The sequence below is a fragment of the Robiginitalea aestuariiviva genome, from assembly GCF_029537735.1.
Taxonomy (GTDB): domain Bacteria; phylum Bacteroidota; class Bacteroidia; order Flavobacteriales; family Flavobacteriaceae; genus Robiginitalea; species Robiginitalea aestuariiviva.
This window is the reverse complement of sequence record NZ_JARPUQ010000002.1, coordinates 936514-953249: the sequence shown is the minus strand read 5'-3', so window position 1 is coordinate 953249 and position 16736 is coordinate 936514. Positions and strand designations below refer to the sequence as shown.

Below are 16736 nucleotides of genomic sequence, written 5' to 3'. Positions count from 1 at the left end.
TTGGCGGTTGCATGCGTATGGCCTAAGGCGTAATTTAGACCGATGCATCCCCAACAGCTGCATACCGATGTAACCTATCTGAAGGGCGTAGGCCCCGGGCGGGCGCGGCTGTTGCGCCAGGAACTGGGTATAGAGACCTACCAGGACCTGCTGTACTTCTTCCCGAACCGCTATATCGACAAAACCCGTTTTTATACGATAGCGCAGCTGGAACGCAACAGTTCGGAGGTACAGATCGTGGGGCAGGTAGTCCACCTGAAAACAGTACAACAAAAAAAAGGGAGCCGGCTGGTAGCTACCTTCCGGGATGCCACCGGGGAGATGGAACTGGTCTGGTTTCGCAGCCAGCAATGGTTCCGCGACCGGTTAAAACTGGGGGAACCCTATGTGGTCTACGGCCGGGTGAACTGGTATAACGGGGTCTACTCTATAGCCCACCCCGAATTGGAGCTGTTGCGCGAACACGAACAAAAGCCAAGGTTGCGGATGCAACCCGTATACCCGTCCACGGAAAAACTGGGCCGGCAGGGGGTAACCAACCGCCTGCTCAGCCAGTGGGTGGCCCAATTGCTGGGCGAAGTACGGGACACCCTTACGGAAACCCTGCCCCGGGAACTCCGCGAAACCCTGGGGCTAATGGGCAAGCAACGGGCCCTTATTCAGATCCACTTCCCGGATTCCCAAAAGCACCTGGCCGGCGCCCAGGCCCGCCTGAAATTTGAAGAACTCTTCTATATCCAGCTGGCCCTGCTGGCTAAAAAGCAGCAGCGCAAGCGCAAGATCAAGGGTTTTCCCTTTGCAGAGGTAGGCAGCCACTTCAATACCTTTTACGACCAGCACCTGCCCTTTGAACTTACCCCGGCCCAAAAGCGGGTGGTACGCGAAATCCGGGCAGACCTGGGCAGCAACGCCCAGATGAACCGCTTGTTGCAGGGCGATGTAGGCAGCGGGAAGACCATTGTGGCGGTACTGGCCATGCTCCTGGCCCTGGACAACGGCTATCAGGCCTGCCTGGTTGCCCCTACGGAAATTCTGGCGCAGCAACATTACCGGGCGGTGCGGGAACTGCTGGAGCCCATGGAGATTGGGGTGGAGCTGTTAACCGGCTCCGTAAAGGAAAAGGACCGCAAACCCATGCTGGAAGCCCTGGCCAGCGGAGACCTCCCCTTTCTGATCGGGACGCATGCCGTGCTGGAGGAACGGGTGCGTTTCCATAACCTGGGGCTGGCCATTGTGGACGAACAGCACCGCTTTGGCGTGGCGCAGCGGGCCCGGCTCTGGAAAAAGAACACCTCGCCCCCCCATGTGCTGGTGATGACGGCCACCCCTATCCCCCGCACCCTGGCCATGAGCCTGTACGGAGACCTGGACATCAGCGTGATCGACACCCTTCCCCCGGGCCGAAAACCCGTGCGCACCGTCTGGCGCTCGGATGCGGACCGCCTCAAGGTTTTCCGGTTTATGAAGGACGAAATTGCCAAAGGCAGGCAGGTCTATGTGGTCTATCCCCTGATACAGGAATCGGAAGCCCTGGATTACAAGGACCTGATGGATGGATATGAAAGCATCAGTAGGGAATTCCCGCAGCCACAGTACCAGGTCTCTATTGTACACGGGCAAATGAAACCCGAAGACAAGGATTTTGAAATGCAGCGGTTTGCGGAGGGGAAAACCCAGATCATGGTAGCCACCACCGTGATTGAGGTGGGGGTGAATGTCCCCAATGCCTCGGTGATGGTCATTGAAAGCGCAGAGCGGTTTGGCCTCTCCCAACTGCACCAGTTGCGGGGGCGTGTGGGCCGTGGGGCAGACCAGAGCTATTGCATCCTGATGGGTAGCCACAAACTTTCGGAAGATGCCCAAACCCGCCTGCAGACCATGGTCCGCACCAATGACGGGTTTGAAATTGCGGAAACCGATTTGCGGCTGCGGGGGCCCGGGGACCTCATGGGCACCCAGCAAAGTGGAATTCTGAGCCTAAAAATCGCCGACGTGGTCAAAGACGGCGAATGGTTGCGCACGGCCCGCCACCATGCCTCTGCCCTGTTGCAGGCCGACCCTGTCCTGACCGACCCGGCCCACAGCATGGTACGGGAAAAGATGGCCCGAATGGAGGTCTTTAAAAGCCGGTGGGACTATATCAGCTAGCCCCATACCCCCAACCCCGGGGTAACACTCGAGCCTTTCCCTGTTTTTGGGCATCGTAATTTTCAGGGGGCGTATTTTCCCCTGCAGGGGCTCCTTTGTACTTTAGCTTTGCTAAAATTGAACCAAGGCAGAACACGGATTATGAGCAAAACGCTTTTTGACAAAGTCTGGGATTCCCACGTGGTACGCAGCGTGGAAAACGGCCCGGACGTATTGTTTATCGACCGGCACCTGGTACACGAGGTGACCAGCCCAGTGGCATTCCTGGGGCTTAAGAACCGGGGTATCCCGGTGCTGTACCCCAACCGCACCTTCGCTACCGCAGACCACAATACCCCAACCCGCAATCAGCACCTGCCTGTGGCGGACCCGCTCTCGGCCAACCAGTTGGCCGCTTTGGAGCGCAATGCCACCGAGCACGGTATCCCGTATTGGGGCCTGGGGCATGAAAAGAACGGTATTGTCCACGTAATCGGGCCGGAAAACGGAATCACCCTTCCCGGGGCCACCATCGTTTGCGGGGATTCCCATACCTCTACCCATGGGGCATTCGGGGCCATTGCATTTGGCATCGGGACCTCGGAGGTAGAAATGGTGCTGGCCACCCAGTGCATCATGCAGCCCAAACCCAAAAGTATGCGGATCAATATAAACGGGAGCCTGAACCCCGGGGTAACCCCCAAGGATGTGGCCCTGTATATCATTTCCCAGCTCACCACCTCCGGGGCCACCGGGTATTTTGTGGAATACGCCGGGGAAGTATTCCGGAACATGAGTATGGAAGGGCGTATGACCGTTTGCAACCTCAGTATTGAAATGGGGGCGCGTGGCGGTATGGTGGCGCCTGACCAGAAGACTTTCGACTATGTGAAAGGCCGGGAATTTGCCCCCAAAGGCGCAGCCTGGGACGAGGCCATGGCCTACTGGGAGACCCTTTATACCGACAAGGATGCCCGTTTCGACAAGGAACTCACCTTTAACGGGGCGGATATCGAACCCATGATCACCTACGGTACCAACCCGGGCATGGGGCTGGGGATTTCCCAGAGCATCCCGGCTGCCGAGACTGTGGAAGGCGGGGTTAGCACCTACCGGAAATCCCTGGAGTATATGGCCTTCTCCGAAGGGGAAGCCATGATCGGGAAAAAGGTGGATTTTGTATTCCTCGGCAGTTGCACCAATGGCCGGATTGAGGATTTCCGCGCCTTTGCCCAGGTGGTCAAGGGCCGCAAAAAGGCGGACCACGTGACCGCATGGCTGGTGCCTGGCTCCCACCAGGTGGAAGCGGCCATCCGGGAGGAAGGCATCCTGGAGGTGCTCACCGAAGCAGGCTTCGAGCTACGGGAGCCCGGGTGTTCTGCCTGTCTGGCTATGAATGAGGACAAAATCCCGGCGGGGAAATACGCCGTAAGCACCTCCAACCGGAACTTTGAAGGGCGTCAGGGGCCCGGGGCGCGAACCCTGCTGGCCAGCCCCCTGGTAGCCGCTGCAGCCGCAGTAACCGGTAAGGTGACTGACCCCCGCCAACTCCTGGAAATCGAAATGGCCTGACCCGGCTGAAATCACCCAAAAGCATTACTATCCATGGCATACGATAAATTCACTGTACTGCAAAGCACGGCCGTTCCGCTCCCCATTGAAAATGTGGATACGGACCAGATTATTCCCGCCCGCTTTTTGAAAGCCACCGAACGCAAAGGGTTTGGGGACAACCTGTTCCGGGACTGGCGTTACCACCCGGACAACACGCCCAAAGAGCACTTTGTGCTGAACAACCCGCTTTACGGGGGGCAGATCCTGGTTGGCGGCAAGAACTTCGGTTCCGGGTCTTCCCGGGAGCATGCAGCCTGGGCCGTATACGATTACGGATTCCGCTGTGTGGTCTCCAGTTTTTTTGCGGACATATTCCGTAACAACTGCCTGAACGTAGGCGTACTACCGGTGCAGGTTAGCCCGGAGTTCCTGCAACAGATCTTTGAGGCCATTGAAAAGGACCCTAAAACGGAATTGGTAGTAGACCTGCCTGCCCAGACCATTACCCTGAAGGCCACAGGGGCCTCCGAAGCCTTCGACATCAATGGCTATAAGAAAGACAACCTGACCAACGGGTTTGACGACATCGATTACCTCCTGAACATGAAGGAGGAGATCAAAACCTTTGCCCAGAACACGCCCCTGTAAGGGGCCAACACCACGGACGGCATGAGTGCGCGGCGTATTGAAATCATGGACACGACCCTGCGGGACGGGGAACAGACTTCCGGCGTCTCCTTTACGGCGTCCGAAAAACTGACCCTGGCCAAGCTTCTGCTGGAAGAACTCAAGGTAGACCGCATTGAAGTGGCTTCTGCCCGGGTTTCCGAAGGCGAATTTGAATCCGTACGTCAAATTACGGGATGGGCAGCGGAACACGACCTGCTGGACCGGGTCGAAGTGCTGACCTTTGTAGACGGGGGCCAATCCCTGAAATGGATGCAACAAGCCGGTGCGCAGGTGCAGAACCTGCTCACCAAAGGTTCCATGAACCACCTCACCTATCAGCTCAAGAAAACCCCTGAAGCCCATTTTGCAGACATTGCAGCGGTGCTGAAGCAGGCCCAATCCCTGGGGATTACGTCCAACATTTACCTGGAAGACTGGAGCAACGGGATGCGGAATTCCCCACAATACGTTTTTCAATTCCTGGATTTCCTTCAAACCCAGCCCGTGGCGCGTATCCTGTTGCCGGATACCCTGGGCGTCCTGACCCCGGAGGAGACCTTTGAATACCTCAAGGCCATTCGGGAGCGATACCCCGACCAGCATTTCGATTTTCACGGGCACAACGATTATGACCTGAGCGTGGCTAATGTGATGCAGGCGGTCCGGGCCGGGATCAATGGGCTCCACCTCACCGTGAATGGGATGGGAGAACGCGCCGGCAATGCCCCCCTGGCCAGCGTGGTGGCCGTACTGAACGACTTTATGCCCGAGGTTGCCGTAGGGGTGGTGGAAACTTCCCTCTTTAAAGTGAGCAAACTGGTCTCTGCCTTTACCGGGATTGCAATCCCAGCCAACAAGCCCATAGTGGGAGACAATGTATTCACGCAAACCGCTGGAATACATGCTGATGGGGATAATAAGAAGAATCTTTACTTCAATGATCTAATGCCGGAGCGCTTTGGGCGCAAACGCAAATATGCCCTGGGGAAAACCTCTGGTAAGGCCAACATTCAGAAGAACCTGCAGGAGATGGGCCTTACCCTGAACGAGGAAGAAATCCGCAAGGTTACTGCCCGTATCATTGAACTGGGCGATAAAAAGGAAAAGGTTACCAAGGAAGACCTCCCCTTTATTATTTCCGACGTTTTGGGGAGTGGCAACCAGCAGCAGCGGGTATTTATCCGCTCCTATGTACTCACCCATGCCAAGGGGCTGCAGCCTTCCACGGCCGTTGCCCTGGAGATAGACGGAGCCACCTACGAAGCCCATGCCCAGGGAGACGGGCAGTTTGACGCTTTTATGAATGCCCTGCGGAGCGTCTACAAGTCCCTGAAACGCCCCCTGCCTACCCTGATTGATTACGCGGTGCGCATCCCGCCGGGCTCCCACTCCGATGCCCTTTGTGAAACCGTGATCACCTGGAAACAGGACCAACGGGAATTTACGACCCGGGGGCTGGATTCCGACCAGACCGTTTCGGCCATCAAGGCCACGGAAAAGATGCTCAACCTCTGTTAGAAAACTTCCCTTCGCCTTTCCAGCGCGCGCTTGCGTTGCCAGATCACCAGGGCGATACAGGCGCCTGTAGCTGCCAGTAATGCACCAACCAGGCTGGGAGCCCGAAAGCCGTACCCCATGGCAATGGGCAGGCCGGCAAAGAAGGCCCCTGCCGCATTGGCAATATTGAAGGCACTTTGGTTAAAGGAGGAAGCCAGCATTTCGGAGCCTGCGCTGGCATCGATAATAGACATCTGGATGGGTGCGGCCATGGTAAAGGTAACCGCCCCAATCACAAAACACATCACCAGCACCGCCACCGGGTGCTGAGCCGCCAGGGCATTCAGGGCCAGCATCCCGGCCATCCCGGCCATCCCAACGGCAGTGGCCCGCACCGGGCGCAACCACTCTACCATACGGGCGCCAAAAAGGTTGCCGATCACCATGCCGGTCCCGGCCAGGATCATGGCCAGGCTCACTGTGGTTTCGGTATGCCCGGAAACTTCGATCAGCAAGGGGGCGATATAACTGTACCAGGCAAAAAACCCACCGGTTCCGATGGCCGTAAGCCCTAAAAGGGCCCATAATTCCCATCCGCCCATGCCTTTTTGGCGTTGGCCAGGAGGCGTTCTCTCCGGCACCGGAGCTGGTGGCATCCACAGGTAGAGGCTCAGGACGGTAAGCCCCCCTACCACGCCGATCATCACAAAGGATGCCCCCCAGTGCAGGCTGTTCCCGATAAAGGTCCCCAGAGGGACCCCCAGGACGTTGGCCAGGGTGAACCCGGAAAACATATGGGCAATGGCCCGGGCTTCCCGACCTTTGGGCGCCAGTTGGGCTGCGCGTACCGCACCCACCCCGAAATAGGCCCCGTGGGGCAGGCCCGCCAGAAAACGGATGGCCAGCAGGCTGTAATAGTCTTCCGCCAGTGCAGACAGGCTATTAAACACCGTAAACCAAACCATCAGGGCCAGCAGGATCTGCCGGGAAGGCCAGCGCATTGCCAGGCGCGTAAGCAAAGGGGCGCCCACCACCACCCCCAGGGCATAGGCCGAGATAAAATGTCCGGCCTGGGGAATGGTCACCTCCAGGGCACCGGCTACCCGTGGCAGGATGCCCATGATCACGAATTCCGTGAGGGCAATTCCGAAAGCCCCCATAGCAAGGGCAATCACGGCTTTGGTATAAGTAGATAATGCGGGCATGGGTGCAATTTAGGCGGAATCCAAAAAAAACACCGGAGACTTCCGGCGTTTTTTTCTGAATGTTCCACAATCTTATAGCAGGTATTCGGTGCTCACAAAATTGGAGCGCTTGGCTTCCAACAGGGCTTCCACCGTTTCATTGTTCAACGCATTGTCCTTGAAGGCCACAAAGGTGCGTATGGAAAAAGACCGCAGCGCATCGTGGACGCTTAAGGTAGACTGGGCGGAATCCTTACGGCCCGTAAAGGGGTATACGTCCGGCCCGCGCTGGCAGGCGCTGTTCAGGTTTACCCGGCACACCAGGTTTACCAGGGCATCGATCAGGGGGGCCAGGGTGTAAGCATCCCGTCCAAACAGGCTTACCTGCTGCCCGTAGTTGCTTTCGGCCATATCATCCAGGGGTTGGTCCATATCGGTGAAGGACACCACCGGGATAACCGGGCCAAATTGCTCTTCCTGATACACCCGCATGTCTTTGGTCACCGGATAGAGGACAGCAGGCCAGATAAAGTTCTCGCACCGCTCCCCTCCCCTGGGGTTCAGGATCCTGGCCCCTTTAGCCAGGGCGTCGTCTATGAGTTCCTGGATGTAATCCGGTTTGTCCGCCTCCGGCAGGGGGGTGAGTTTAACCCCGGAATCCCAGGGGTTTCCAAAAGGCAATTGGTCCACCTCCTTCACAAAGCGCTCCAGAAAGGCCTCCCGCACCGCCTCGTGCACGTACAGGATCTTCAGGGCGGTACACCGCTGCCCGTTAAAGGCAAGCGTCCCTGTGAGGCATTCCTGCACCGTGAGGTCCAGGTCTGCGTCCGGCAGGATTATACCCGGGTTTTTGGCTTCCAGCCCCAGGACCAGCCGCAGCCGGTTGCTCTTGGGGTGTTGGTCCTGCAGCGCATTGGCGGATTTACTGTTGCCAATGAGCGCCAGTACGTCTACCTTCCCGGTTTGCATGATGGGGGTGGCCACGGCACGCCCCCGCCCGAAAAGGATGTTTACCACCCCTTTCGGAAAACTGTCCCGGAAGGCCTCCAGCAGGGGGGTAATCAGCAGCACCCCGTGTTTGGCAGGTTTAAAGACAGTGGTATTCCCCATGATAATCGCAGGGATCAGCAGGGCAAAAGTCTCGTTCAGGGGGTAATTATACGGCCCCAGGCAGAGAACCACGCCCAGCGGGCCCCGGCGGATATGGGCATATACCCCGTCGTGCTTGGTGAACTTGGCCGAAGCCCGGTCCAGGTCCTTGTATTCGGCAATGGTATCGTAGATGTACTCTATGGTCCGGTCGAATTCCTTTTCCGAATCGGCCCGGGATTTCCCGATTTCCCACATCAAGAGGTTTACCACGGTTTCCCGTTGGGTTTCCATACGACGCACAAAGTTTTCCATGCAGCCGATACGGTCCCGCACCTTCATGGTGGGCCATTCCCCCTTCCCTTTACCAAAGGCCTGCAGGGCGGCGTCCAGGGCGTCCAGCGCCTCGGGTTCCCCCATAGTGGGAATGCTGCCCAGCAAGGTGGGTACATAGGGCTGGGTATCGGAAAGGGTGGAATACACCTCGGATACCTCGCCGTCCCAGGTCCGCAATTCCCCGCCCACCAGGTATTCCCGCTGGTGAATCGGTGCCTTTAGCCGGACCGCTTCGGGGATTTCTGGTAATTTCAACATAGGCGTTTGCTTAGATTATCGGCTTCATGGCCGTCATGGATTCGCGCAGCCGCTGCCCTACCACTTCAATCGGGTGGGTGCGCAGGGCCTTGTTTACGGCAATCAGGCGAGCATTGTCTACCCCATTGTCCTTCCCTGCCCCGTAGGCCTGGCCAATTACATCGGTTTTGATCCCCTTCATGAAGTCGGCCAGCAAGGGCTTACATGCATGGTCAAAGAGGTAACAACCGTATTCGGCTGTATCGGAAATCACCCGATTCATTTCGAAGAGCTTTTTGCGGGCTATGGTGTTGGCAATCAGAGGGGTTTCATGCAGGGATTCGTAATAGGCAGACTCCCCGATGATACCGCTCTCGGTCATGGATTCAAAGGCGAGCTCCACCCCGGCGCGTACCAGGGCCACCATAAGTACTCCTTTGTCGTAGTATTCCTGTTCGCTGATGGACTGGGATCCGGCATCGGTCTTCTCAAAAGCGGTTTCGCCGGTAGCCGCCCGCCAGGTCAGCAGGTTTTTGTCGTCATTGGCCCAGTCTTCCATCATGGTTTTGGAGAAATGCCCGCTCATGATGTCGTCCATATGCTTGCGGAACAGGGGACGCATGATGGCCTTTAGTTCTTCGGAAAGGTCGAAGGCCTTGATTTTGGCCGGGTTGGACAGGCGGTCCATCATATTGGTGATCCCGCCGTATTTCAAGCCTTCCGTTACGGTTTCCCACCCGTACTGCACCAGTTTGGCGGCATATTCCGGGGCAACCCCCTCTTCCACCATCTTGTCGAAACACAGGATGGAACCGGTCTGCAACAGCCCGCAGAGAATAGTCTGTTCACCCATCAGGTCGGACTTTACTTCTGCCACAAAGGAAGATTCCAGGACCCCGGCACGGTGCCCCCCCGTAGCTGCGGCATAGGCCTTGGCCTGGGCCAATCCCTTACCTTCCGGGTCGTTTTCCGGATGAACGGCAATCAGGGTAGGCACCCCAAAGCCCCGTTTGTATTCCTCCCGCACTTCGGAGCCCGGGCTTTTCGGAGCCACCATGATTACGGTGAGGTCCGCACGCACCTGCATGCCCTCCTCCACAATGTTGAACCCGTGGGAATAGGACAGGGTGGCGCCTTTTTTCATCAGGGGCATCACGGCGCTGACCACCTGGGTATGCTGTTTGTCCGGCGTCAGGTTAATCACCAGGTCCGCCTTGGGAATAAGTTCTTCATAGGTGCCTACGGTAAACCCGTTTTCGGTGGCATTCTGGTAGGAAGCCCGCTTTTCGGCTATGGCTGCTGCCCGCAGGGCATAAGCGATATCCAGCCCGGAATCCCGCATATTCAAGCCCTGGTTCAGTCCCTGGGCCCCGCATCCGACAATCACGATCTTCTTTCCCTTGAGGGCGGCAACGCCATCCGAGAACTCGGAAGCTTCCATAAAGCGGCATTTGCCCAGTTGTTCAAGTTTTTCCCGAAGGGATAGCGTGTTGAAGTAATTTGTCATAACTGTAACTGTTGTTCTGGTTTGGTTTTGCGAAATTAAACGTGTTGGAATTTTTCCAGCATAGCCGAAATCGGCATTTCTGCCTTGGTTACGGTAATGCGGCCGGAGCGCACAAATTGCATGATGCCAAAAGGCTCCAGCTCGTGATACATCTGGTCAATCTCATGCCGCCGGCCGGTTTTGGCCAGCACAAAAAAGTCCCGGCTTACCGTAACGATCTGGCTGTTGCTCTCCTTGATGATATTCTGGATCTGCCGTTCGTCAAAAAGCAAATGGGAGGCAATTTTAAAGAGGGCAGACTCCTGGTAAATGGTCTCGTCGTCCGTGTGGTAGAAGGCCTTGATCACCTCGACCTGTTTCTCAATCTGGGCCACAATATGCCGTGTCCACCGCTCCGTAGTAAAGACCACGATGGTAAATTTAGAAACCTCATCTATTTCTGATTTAGAAACATTTAGGCTTTCTATGTTAATGTGACGCTTTAAAAATATTCCGGAGATGCGGTTCAAGAGACCCACATGGTTTTCGGAGTAGACGGAGATGGTAAACCATTGTTTTTCCATAGGTCATAGGGCCCCTGTGGGGCGGTATCATTGTTATTTCAGTCTGATGTCCGATACGGAGGCCCCGGAGGGGATCATCGGGAATACGTTGTCTTCTTTTTCCACCCGCACTTCCAGGAAGTAGGCGTCCTCGGAGGCGATCATTTCTTCCACGGCTTCGGCCAGGCTGGCCCGGTCTTCCACCCGGCGGGCTTTCAGGTAATACCCTTCGGCAATCTTGACAAAGTCCGGGTTGGTCATGACCGTGGAGGCGTAGCGCTTGTCAAAGAAGAGCTCCTGCCACTGGCGCACCATCCCCAGGAAATCGTTGTTCAGCACCACGATTTTTACCGGGGTCCGGGTTTGGAAAATGGTCCCGAGTTCCTGTATGTTCATCTGGAAGCCCCCGTCTCCGATAATGGCGACTACCTCCCGTTGGGGGGCCGCCATTTTAGCACCCAGGGCTGCCGGGAGGGCAAAGCCCATGGTCCCCAGGCCCCCGGAGGTGATATTGCTCTTGCTTTCCCGGAATTTGGCGTAACGGCAGGCAATCATCTGGTGCTGCCCCACATCGCTCACAATAACCGCACGGTGGTCGGTGGCCTTATTGATCTGTGCCACCACCTCGCCCATGGTCAGGCCGGGTTTATCGGGGGTTACGTCTTTGCGGATCACCGAGGCGTATTCCTCTTCGTATTTCTTGCGGAATTCCCCCAACCAGGCCTCGTGGGACCGGGCTTCTACCTGCGGCAGCAACAGGGAGAGCGTTTCCTTGGCATTCCCGAGCACAGCCAGGTCTACCTTTACATTTTTATTGACTTCCGCCGGGTCGATTTCAAAATGGATGATCCGGGCCTGTTTGGCATAGGTCTCCAGGTTACCCGTTACCCGGTCGTCAAAGCGCATCCCGATGGCGATCAGCAGATCGCACTCATTGGTGAGCACGTTAGGGCCGTAATTCCCGTGCATCCCCACCATCCCCACATTCAGGGGGTGGTCCGAATCCATGGCTGAAAGCCCCAGGATAGTCCAGGCGGCCGGGATACCGGATTTTTCCACAAAGGCCTTGAGTTCTTCCTCTGCCTCTCCCAGAATAACTCCCTGTCCATAAACGATATACGGCTTCTTGGCCTGATTGATCATTTCGGCAGCCCGGGCAATGGCATCGGCATCCGGCTCGGGGATGGGCGTATAGCTACGCACCCCTTTGCAGGGCTTGTACTGAAAATCCAGGCTGTCGAACTGGGCATTTTTAGTGATGTCCACCAGTACAGGACCAGGCCTGCCGCTGCGGGCAATGTAAAAGGCCTTGGCCATGATCTCCGGGATTTCCTCTGCCCGGGTAATCTGGTAATTCCATTTGGTCACGGGAGTTGATATCCCGATAATGTCCGTTTCCTGGAAGGCGTCGGACCCTAACAAGTGGCGGGGTACCTGCCCGGTAATACAAACCACGGGGGTGGAATCGATCTGGGCATCGGCCAGGCCGGTAACCAGGTTGGTGGCCCCGGGACCGGAGGTGGCCATGGCTACCCCAACCCGGCCGCTCACGCGGGCAAAGCCCTGTGCGGCGTGTACGGCCCCCTGTTCGTGGCGCGTAAGCACGTGGTGCAACTGGTCCTTAAACTTAAAGAGTTCGTCGTACACCGGCATGATGGCGCCTCCGGGATATCCGTACAGGATATCCACCCCTTCGGCAAGCAGGCAGTGAATAATGGCTTCCGCCCCGGTAACGTTCATGGTTTCCGGGGTGGCGCTGGCTTTTTGCATGGCTTTAACTGGTTCCATAGGCCTTGTGGCTATTAAATCTTATAATGCATCGGTTACACAGCCTTCCGAAGCCGATGAAACCGTTTTGGCGTATTTGTAAAGGCTGCCCTTGCGGACTTTCAGCGGGGGCTGTTTCCAGGCGGCGCGGCGCGCTTCCAGTTCCGCTTCGGACAGGGCTACCGAAATCGAATTGGTTTCAGCATCGAGCGTGATGATATCCCCATCCTGTACCAGGGCGATCGGGCCGCCGTCCTGAGCCTCGGGGGTAACGTGCCCCACCACAAAGCCGTGGGTCCCCCCGGAGAAACGTCCGTCGGTAATCAGGGCCACCTCCTTGCCCAGGCCAGCCCCCATAATGGCACTGGTGGGCTTCAGCATTTCGGGCATACCCGGGCCGCCCATGGGCCCTTCATAGCGAATCACCACCACGTCTCCCTTTTTAACCTTCCCGGCCCCGATGCCGTCATTGGCTTCAAACTCGCTTTCAAAAACCTTGGCCGGGCCTTCAAATCGGAGCCCTTCCTTCCCGGTGATCTTGGCTACGGCCCCGGTGGGCGACAGGTTCCCGTAAAGGATGCGCAGGTGCCCCGTGGGTTTGATAGGGTCGGAAAGCGGGTGGATTACTTTTTGTCCTTCCTGCAGGTCGGGTACCTCCGCCAGGTTCTCGGCCAGGGTTTTCCCGGTTACGGTCAAACAATCCCCGTGAAGCATCCCTTCCCGGAGCATAAACTTGAGCACAGCCGGGATCCCGCCTACGCGGTGTACATCTTCCATCAGGTATTTCCCGCTGGGTTTCAGGTCCGCCAAAAAGGGAGTCTCGTCGCTGATGCGCTGGAAATCATCCAGGGTGAATTCCACCTCGGCCGCCCGGGCAATGGCCAGGAAATGCAGGACCGCATTGGTAGAGCCCCCCATCAGCACCACCAGGCGGATGGCATTTTCCAGGGATTTACGGGTTACGATATCCAGGGGCTTAATGTCTTTTTCAAGGAGTTGGCGCACGGCCTGGCCCGCCTTCAGGCAATCCTGCTTCTTATCCGCCCCTACAGCAGGGTTGGAAGAACTGAACGGGAGGGACATCCCCAGGGCTTCAATGGCCGAAGCCATGGTATTGGCAGTATACATGCCGCCGCAGGCACCGGCCCCCGGGCAGGCGTGCTGTATCACTTGCTTGTATTCGGCCTCGCCCATGTTCCCGGCCACTTTTTGACCCCAGGCCTCAAAGGCCGAAACCACATCCAGTTTCTGGTTGTTCAAACAGCCGGAGGCTATGGTTCCGCCGTACACCAGAACGGAGGGGCGGTTCAGCCGGATCATAGCCATTAGGGCGCCCGGCATGTTTTTGTCGCAACCCACCACGGTTACCAGGCCGTCATAGTTCATGGCCTGTACCACGGTTTCCATGGAATCCGCGATAATATCGCGGGAAGGCAGGGAATACCGCATCCCGTATGTCCCCATGGAGATCCCATCACTTACGCCTATGGTATTGAAAATCAAACCTACCAGATCCGTTTGCTGTATGCCTTCCTTTACATACCCGGCAAGGTCATTCAGGTGCATATTACAAGGGTTGCCCTCATACCCCGTGCTTGCCACCCCAATCAGGGGTTTGGCGAGGTCATCTTCGGTCAGGCCAATGGCGTGTAGCATGGCCTGCGCAGCGGGTTGGGTTGGGTCCTGGGTAACGTTTTTACTGTATTTATTTAATTCCATATGTATCCTTCACATCAAAGCAGGGGCATTGCCCTTATCCAAAGATATAGGATTGTTAAAGCCTTATGGACACGAACCTGGTCTGGCTATGTGCTCATTTGAAGTTTAAAGCTACCAAAATACTGTATTACAGTGTCTTAGGTGCTAAAAATTACCATATTCAATCATGAGTTAAATCAGGCCTGAAATACAGGGGTCAGAAGGAATCTTCCCGAAAACGCACCCGATCCCCGAATTTCTTCTGGGCCAGTATACTCTGTGCCCGGGCAGACAGTTGCAGCATCCTGGGGTAGCCCCCCGTGGTTTGCCCATCGGGCATCAGCAGGATCAGCTTGCCCGCAGGGGTAAGTTGTACGGTACCCGGCAGGGTTGCCGAGGTAATCATCCGGTGGGTATGCGGCGGCAGGGTTTCCTGCAGCTGACAGGCCATGCGATCGTGTTCCTTAGCCAGGGTAAACACCGTGTTGAAAAGGGCATCGCGAGCGGGTTCGTCCAGCAATTCAAATTCGGGCCCCGGGGCCACGTCCAGCGTCACTTCCCGATACAACTCCAGGGGGCTCAACTTCAAGAGTTTGGGCTCAAAAGCCTCGGAGGGTTCGATGGGGAGCGCATCCCCCGCAACCAGTTTCCCCGCCGGGGTGACTGGGAAAAACTGGGAACGGCTACCCATAACCGGCTTGGTGCGGATGCCTCCTTTCACGCCCAAATAGGCGCGAAAGCCGCTGCGCACCCGCCCACATTGCAATACGGCGCCTTTGGGTACGGCGTAAACCCGATCCATTTCCAGGGCTTCATCCCCCAGCCAGGCTTCCATCCATCCCCCGCTTATAACAATATGGGAAGGCACTTCAAACTCGAGCTCCGGGCCCTGCATCACAATTTCCAGCATGGCATCCGTTTCGGGATTTTCCAGCAGGGAATTCACCCGTGCTGCAGCAAGGCGGTCTGCCACCCCGCTTCGGGGCACCCCGTAATGTCGGAAATCCGTGCGGCCGTAATCCTGCACACATACGTAAAACCCGGGGCGTTTAATCCTTAGCATTGCCGTATTTCTTTTTAAAGTCGTACACCCCTACTTCCCCTTCAATGCGATGGAGGTCGAATTCACTCCGGCTTACGCTGCGAAAGCCCACCGTATCGCCCAGGGAAATAAAACATGGCGGGGATTGGCCGGGATTAAACAGGGGGATCGGGCAATTCCCGATCAGGTTCCACCCCCCGGGGGATTCCTGCGGATATATCCCGGTTTGTTGTGCTGCCAGCCCAACCGAGCCCTTGGGCACCCGGAGCCTGGGCGTTGCCTTTCGCGGAATCTGCAGGAGTTCCGGAACGCCCCCCAGGTAAAGGAAGCCCGGCAGGAAGCCAATCCCATACACCCGGTAGGCCTGGGCGGTATGTGCCCGGATCAGGCCGTCCACGTCCATACCGGCCGCCTGGGCAGCGGTTTCCAGATCCGGTCCAAATTCGGGATCGTAATGGACGGGTAGCTCCCAATGCTGTCCTACTGTATCCGTTGGCCCCGGGTAGCGGGTATAGGCGGCTTCCAGGGCCTTATGTGTCTCTGCATAGTGCAGGTCGCCTGCTTTGCGGATCAGGGTAAGGGAATGGTAAATCGGGATGAATTCCCATTCGGACTCCGGAAAATCCCCAAATTTTAAAAAGTCCGCAAACCCCAGCAGGTCAAACAGGATTTCCTCCCGTACTTCTGCGGGCCATTCCAGCAGGACGGCGCGGTTGCCAAAAGGTTTCAGGTGAAAGGGTACGGGTTTCACGGGGAGAACTGTATCTGGTGTTTGGGCAATTCACGGGCAAGATACGCCAATATTTCATACGCCTCGGCGGTATCGCCGTGAATGCAAAAGGTCTGTGCCTTCAGGGGCACAAAGGCCCCTTGAAGGCTACGTACCCGCTCATGGAAAACCATCTCCAGCAACTGGGCCAGGACGGCCTCGGGGGTATGGAGCACGGCTCCTGCCTGCGTTCTCGGCACCAGCCTTCCATCGGGTTGATAAGCGCGGTCCCCAAAGGCCTCTTCAATTACCGCATATCCGGCTTCGCGGGCCTGGTCGGCAAATGCAGAACCGGCAGGGGCATATAAGGCTGCTATTCCCCGATATGCAGCCAGGGCCTGCAGGTAGGTTGCGGCCAGGGCTCCTCCCACAGCCAGGTCATTATAGAGGGCCCCGTGCGCCTTGATATGGTGCAAAGGGGCGCCCGAAGATTCCAGAACCTGGTCCATGGCGCGGAGCTGCTCTTGCAGGCTGGCCTGTAAGACATCCGGCGCAAGCACCAGGGATTGCCGTCCGAAATGTTCCCGGTCCGGATATGACGGGTGCGCCCCGATACGCACCCCGTGCTTCCGGGCCAAGGACACGCACATCTCCATGGATGCCATATCGCCCGCATGGCCGCCGCAGGCTATGTTGCAGGAACCGATCAGGGGCATAAGCAAGGCCTCATTCCCAATCCCCTCCCCGGTGTCGCAATTAATATCGATCTGGTACATAC

General features: G+C 57.0%; 13 protein-coding genes. 4 read left to right on the top strand and 9 right to left on the bottom strand.

All coding sequences use genetic code 11. The features are described 5' to 3' along the window. Nucleotides 1-42: 42 nt before the first annotated feature. From recG to OZ410_RS10990, 4 genes are all read left to right on the top strand, one after another. Nucleotides 43-2148 carry an ATP-dependent DNA helicase RecG gene (recG, locus tag OZ410_RS11005; RefSeq protein WP_277708016.1) on the top strand — a complete coding sequence of 702 codons (2106 nt, stop codon included), beginning with the start codon at nucleotides 43-45 and terminating at the stop codon, nucleotides 2146-2148. A gap of 141 nt (nucleotides 2149-2289) precedes the next feature. After that, nucleotides 2290-3699, top strand: a complete 1410-nt coding sequence (leuC, locus tag OZ410_RS11000) for a 3-isopropylmalate dehydratase large subunit (RefSeq protein WP_277708015.1) — start codon at nucleotides 2290-2292, stop codon at nucleotides 3697-3699. 33 nt (nucleotides 3700-3732) lie between these two features. Beyond that, a complete protein-coding gene (gene leuD / locus OZ410_RS10995) occupies nucleotides 3733-4329 on the top strand; it encodes a 3-isopropylmalate dehydratase small subunit (RefSeq protein WP_277708014.1) in 597 nt (198 codons plus the stop codon). Nucleotides 4330-4350: 21 nt separating this feature from the next. Next, nucleotides 4351-5868 carry an alpha-isopropylmalate synthase regulatory domain-containing protein gene (locus tag OZ410_RS10990; protein ID WP_277708013.1) on the top strand — a complete coding sequence of 506 codons (1518 nt, stop codon included), beginning with the start codon at nucleotides 4351-4353 and terminating at the stop codon, nucleotides 5866-5868. On the opposite strand, the gene OZ410_RS10985 is transcribed toward OZ410_RS10990, so the two are convergent. The 9 genes from OZ410_RS10985 to pxpA form a co-directional block, all read right to left on the bottom strand. After that, entirely contained in the window at nucleotides 5865-7052 is a 1188-nt protein-coding gene (locus OZ410_RS10985; RefSeq protein ID WP_277708012.1) for an MFS transporter, read from the bottom strand. The two genes, OZ410_RS10990 and OZ410_RS10985, sit on opposite strands and share 4 nt — an antisense overlap. 72 nt (nucleotides 7053-7124) lie before the next feature. Beyond that, nucleotides 7125-8714 (bottom strand): NADP-dependent glyceraldehyde-3-phosphate dehydrogenase, encoded by a 1590-nt coding sequence (locus OZ410_RS10980; RefSeq protein WP_277708011.1) that lies wholly within the window; start codon nucleotides 8712-8714, stop codon nucleotides 7125-7127. A gap of 10 nt (nucleotides 8715-8724) precedes the next feature. Beyond that, complete coding sequence (gene ilvC / locus OZ410_RS10975; RefSeq protein WP_277708010.1) at nucleotides 8725-10200, bottom strand: ketol-acid reductoisomerase; 1476 nt, start codon at nucleotides 10198-10200, stop codon at nucleotides 8725-8727. A 35-nt stretch (nucleotides 10201-10235) separates the two neighbouring features. Continuing rightward, nucleotides 10236-10763 carry an acetolactate synthase small subunit gene (ilvN, locus tag OZ410_RS10970; RefSeq protein WP_277708009.1) on the bottom strand — a complete coding sequence of 176 codons (528 nt, stop codon included), beginning with the start codon at nucleotides 10761-10763 and terminating at the stop codon, nucleotides 10236-10238. Nucleotides 10764-10796: 33 nt separating this feature from the next. Continuing rightward, nucleotides 10797-12530 carry a biosynthetic-type acetolactate synthase large subunit gene (gene ilvB / locus OZ410_RS10965; RefSeq protein WP_277708008.1) on the bottom strand — a complete coding sequence of 578 codons (1734 nt, stop codon included), beginning with the start codon at nucleotides 12528-12530 and terminating at the stop codon, nucleotides 10797-10799. A gap of 21 nt (nucleotides 12531-12551) precedes the next feature. Next, a complete protein-coding gene (gene ilvD, locus OZ410_RS10960; RefSeq protein ID WP_277708007.1) occupies nucleotides 12552-14228 on the bottom strand; it encodes a dihydroxy-acid dehydratase in 1677 nt (558 codons plus the stop codon). 196 nt (nucleotides 14229-14424) lie between these two features. Then, complete coding sequence (locus OZ410_RS10955) at nucleotides 14425-15270, bottom strand: 5-oxoprolinase subunit C family protein (RefSeq protein WP_277708006.1); 846 nt, start codon at nucleotides 15268-15270, stop codon at nucleotides 14425-14427. Next, nucleotides 15257-16000 (bottom strand): 5-oxoprolinase subunit PxpB, encoded by a 744-nt coding sequence (gene pxpB, locus OZ410_RS10950; protein ID WP_277708005.1) that lies wholly within the window; start codon nucleotides 15998-16000, stop codon nucleotides 15257-15259. Before pxpB ends, OZ410_RS10955 begins: the two co-directional genes overlap by 14 nt. Next, nucleotides 15997-16734, bottom strand: a complete 738-nt coding sequence (gene pxpA / locus OZ410_RS10945) for a 5-oxoprolinase subunit PxpA (RefSeq protein ID WP_277708004.1) — start codon at nucleotides 16732-16734, stop codon at nucleotides 15997-15999. Before pxpA ends, pxpB begins: the two co-directional genes overlap by 4 nt. Between the last annotated feature and the right edge of the window lie 2 nt (nucleotides 16735-16736).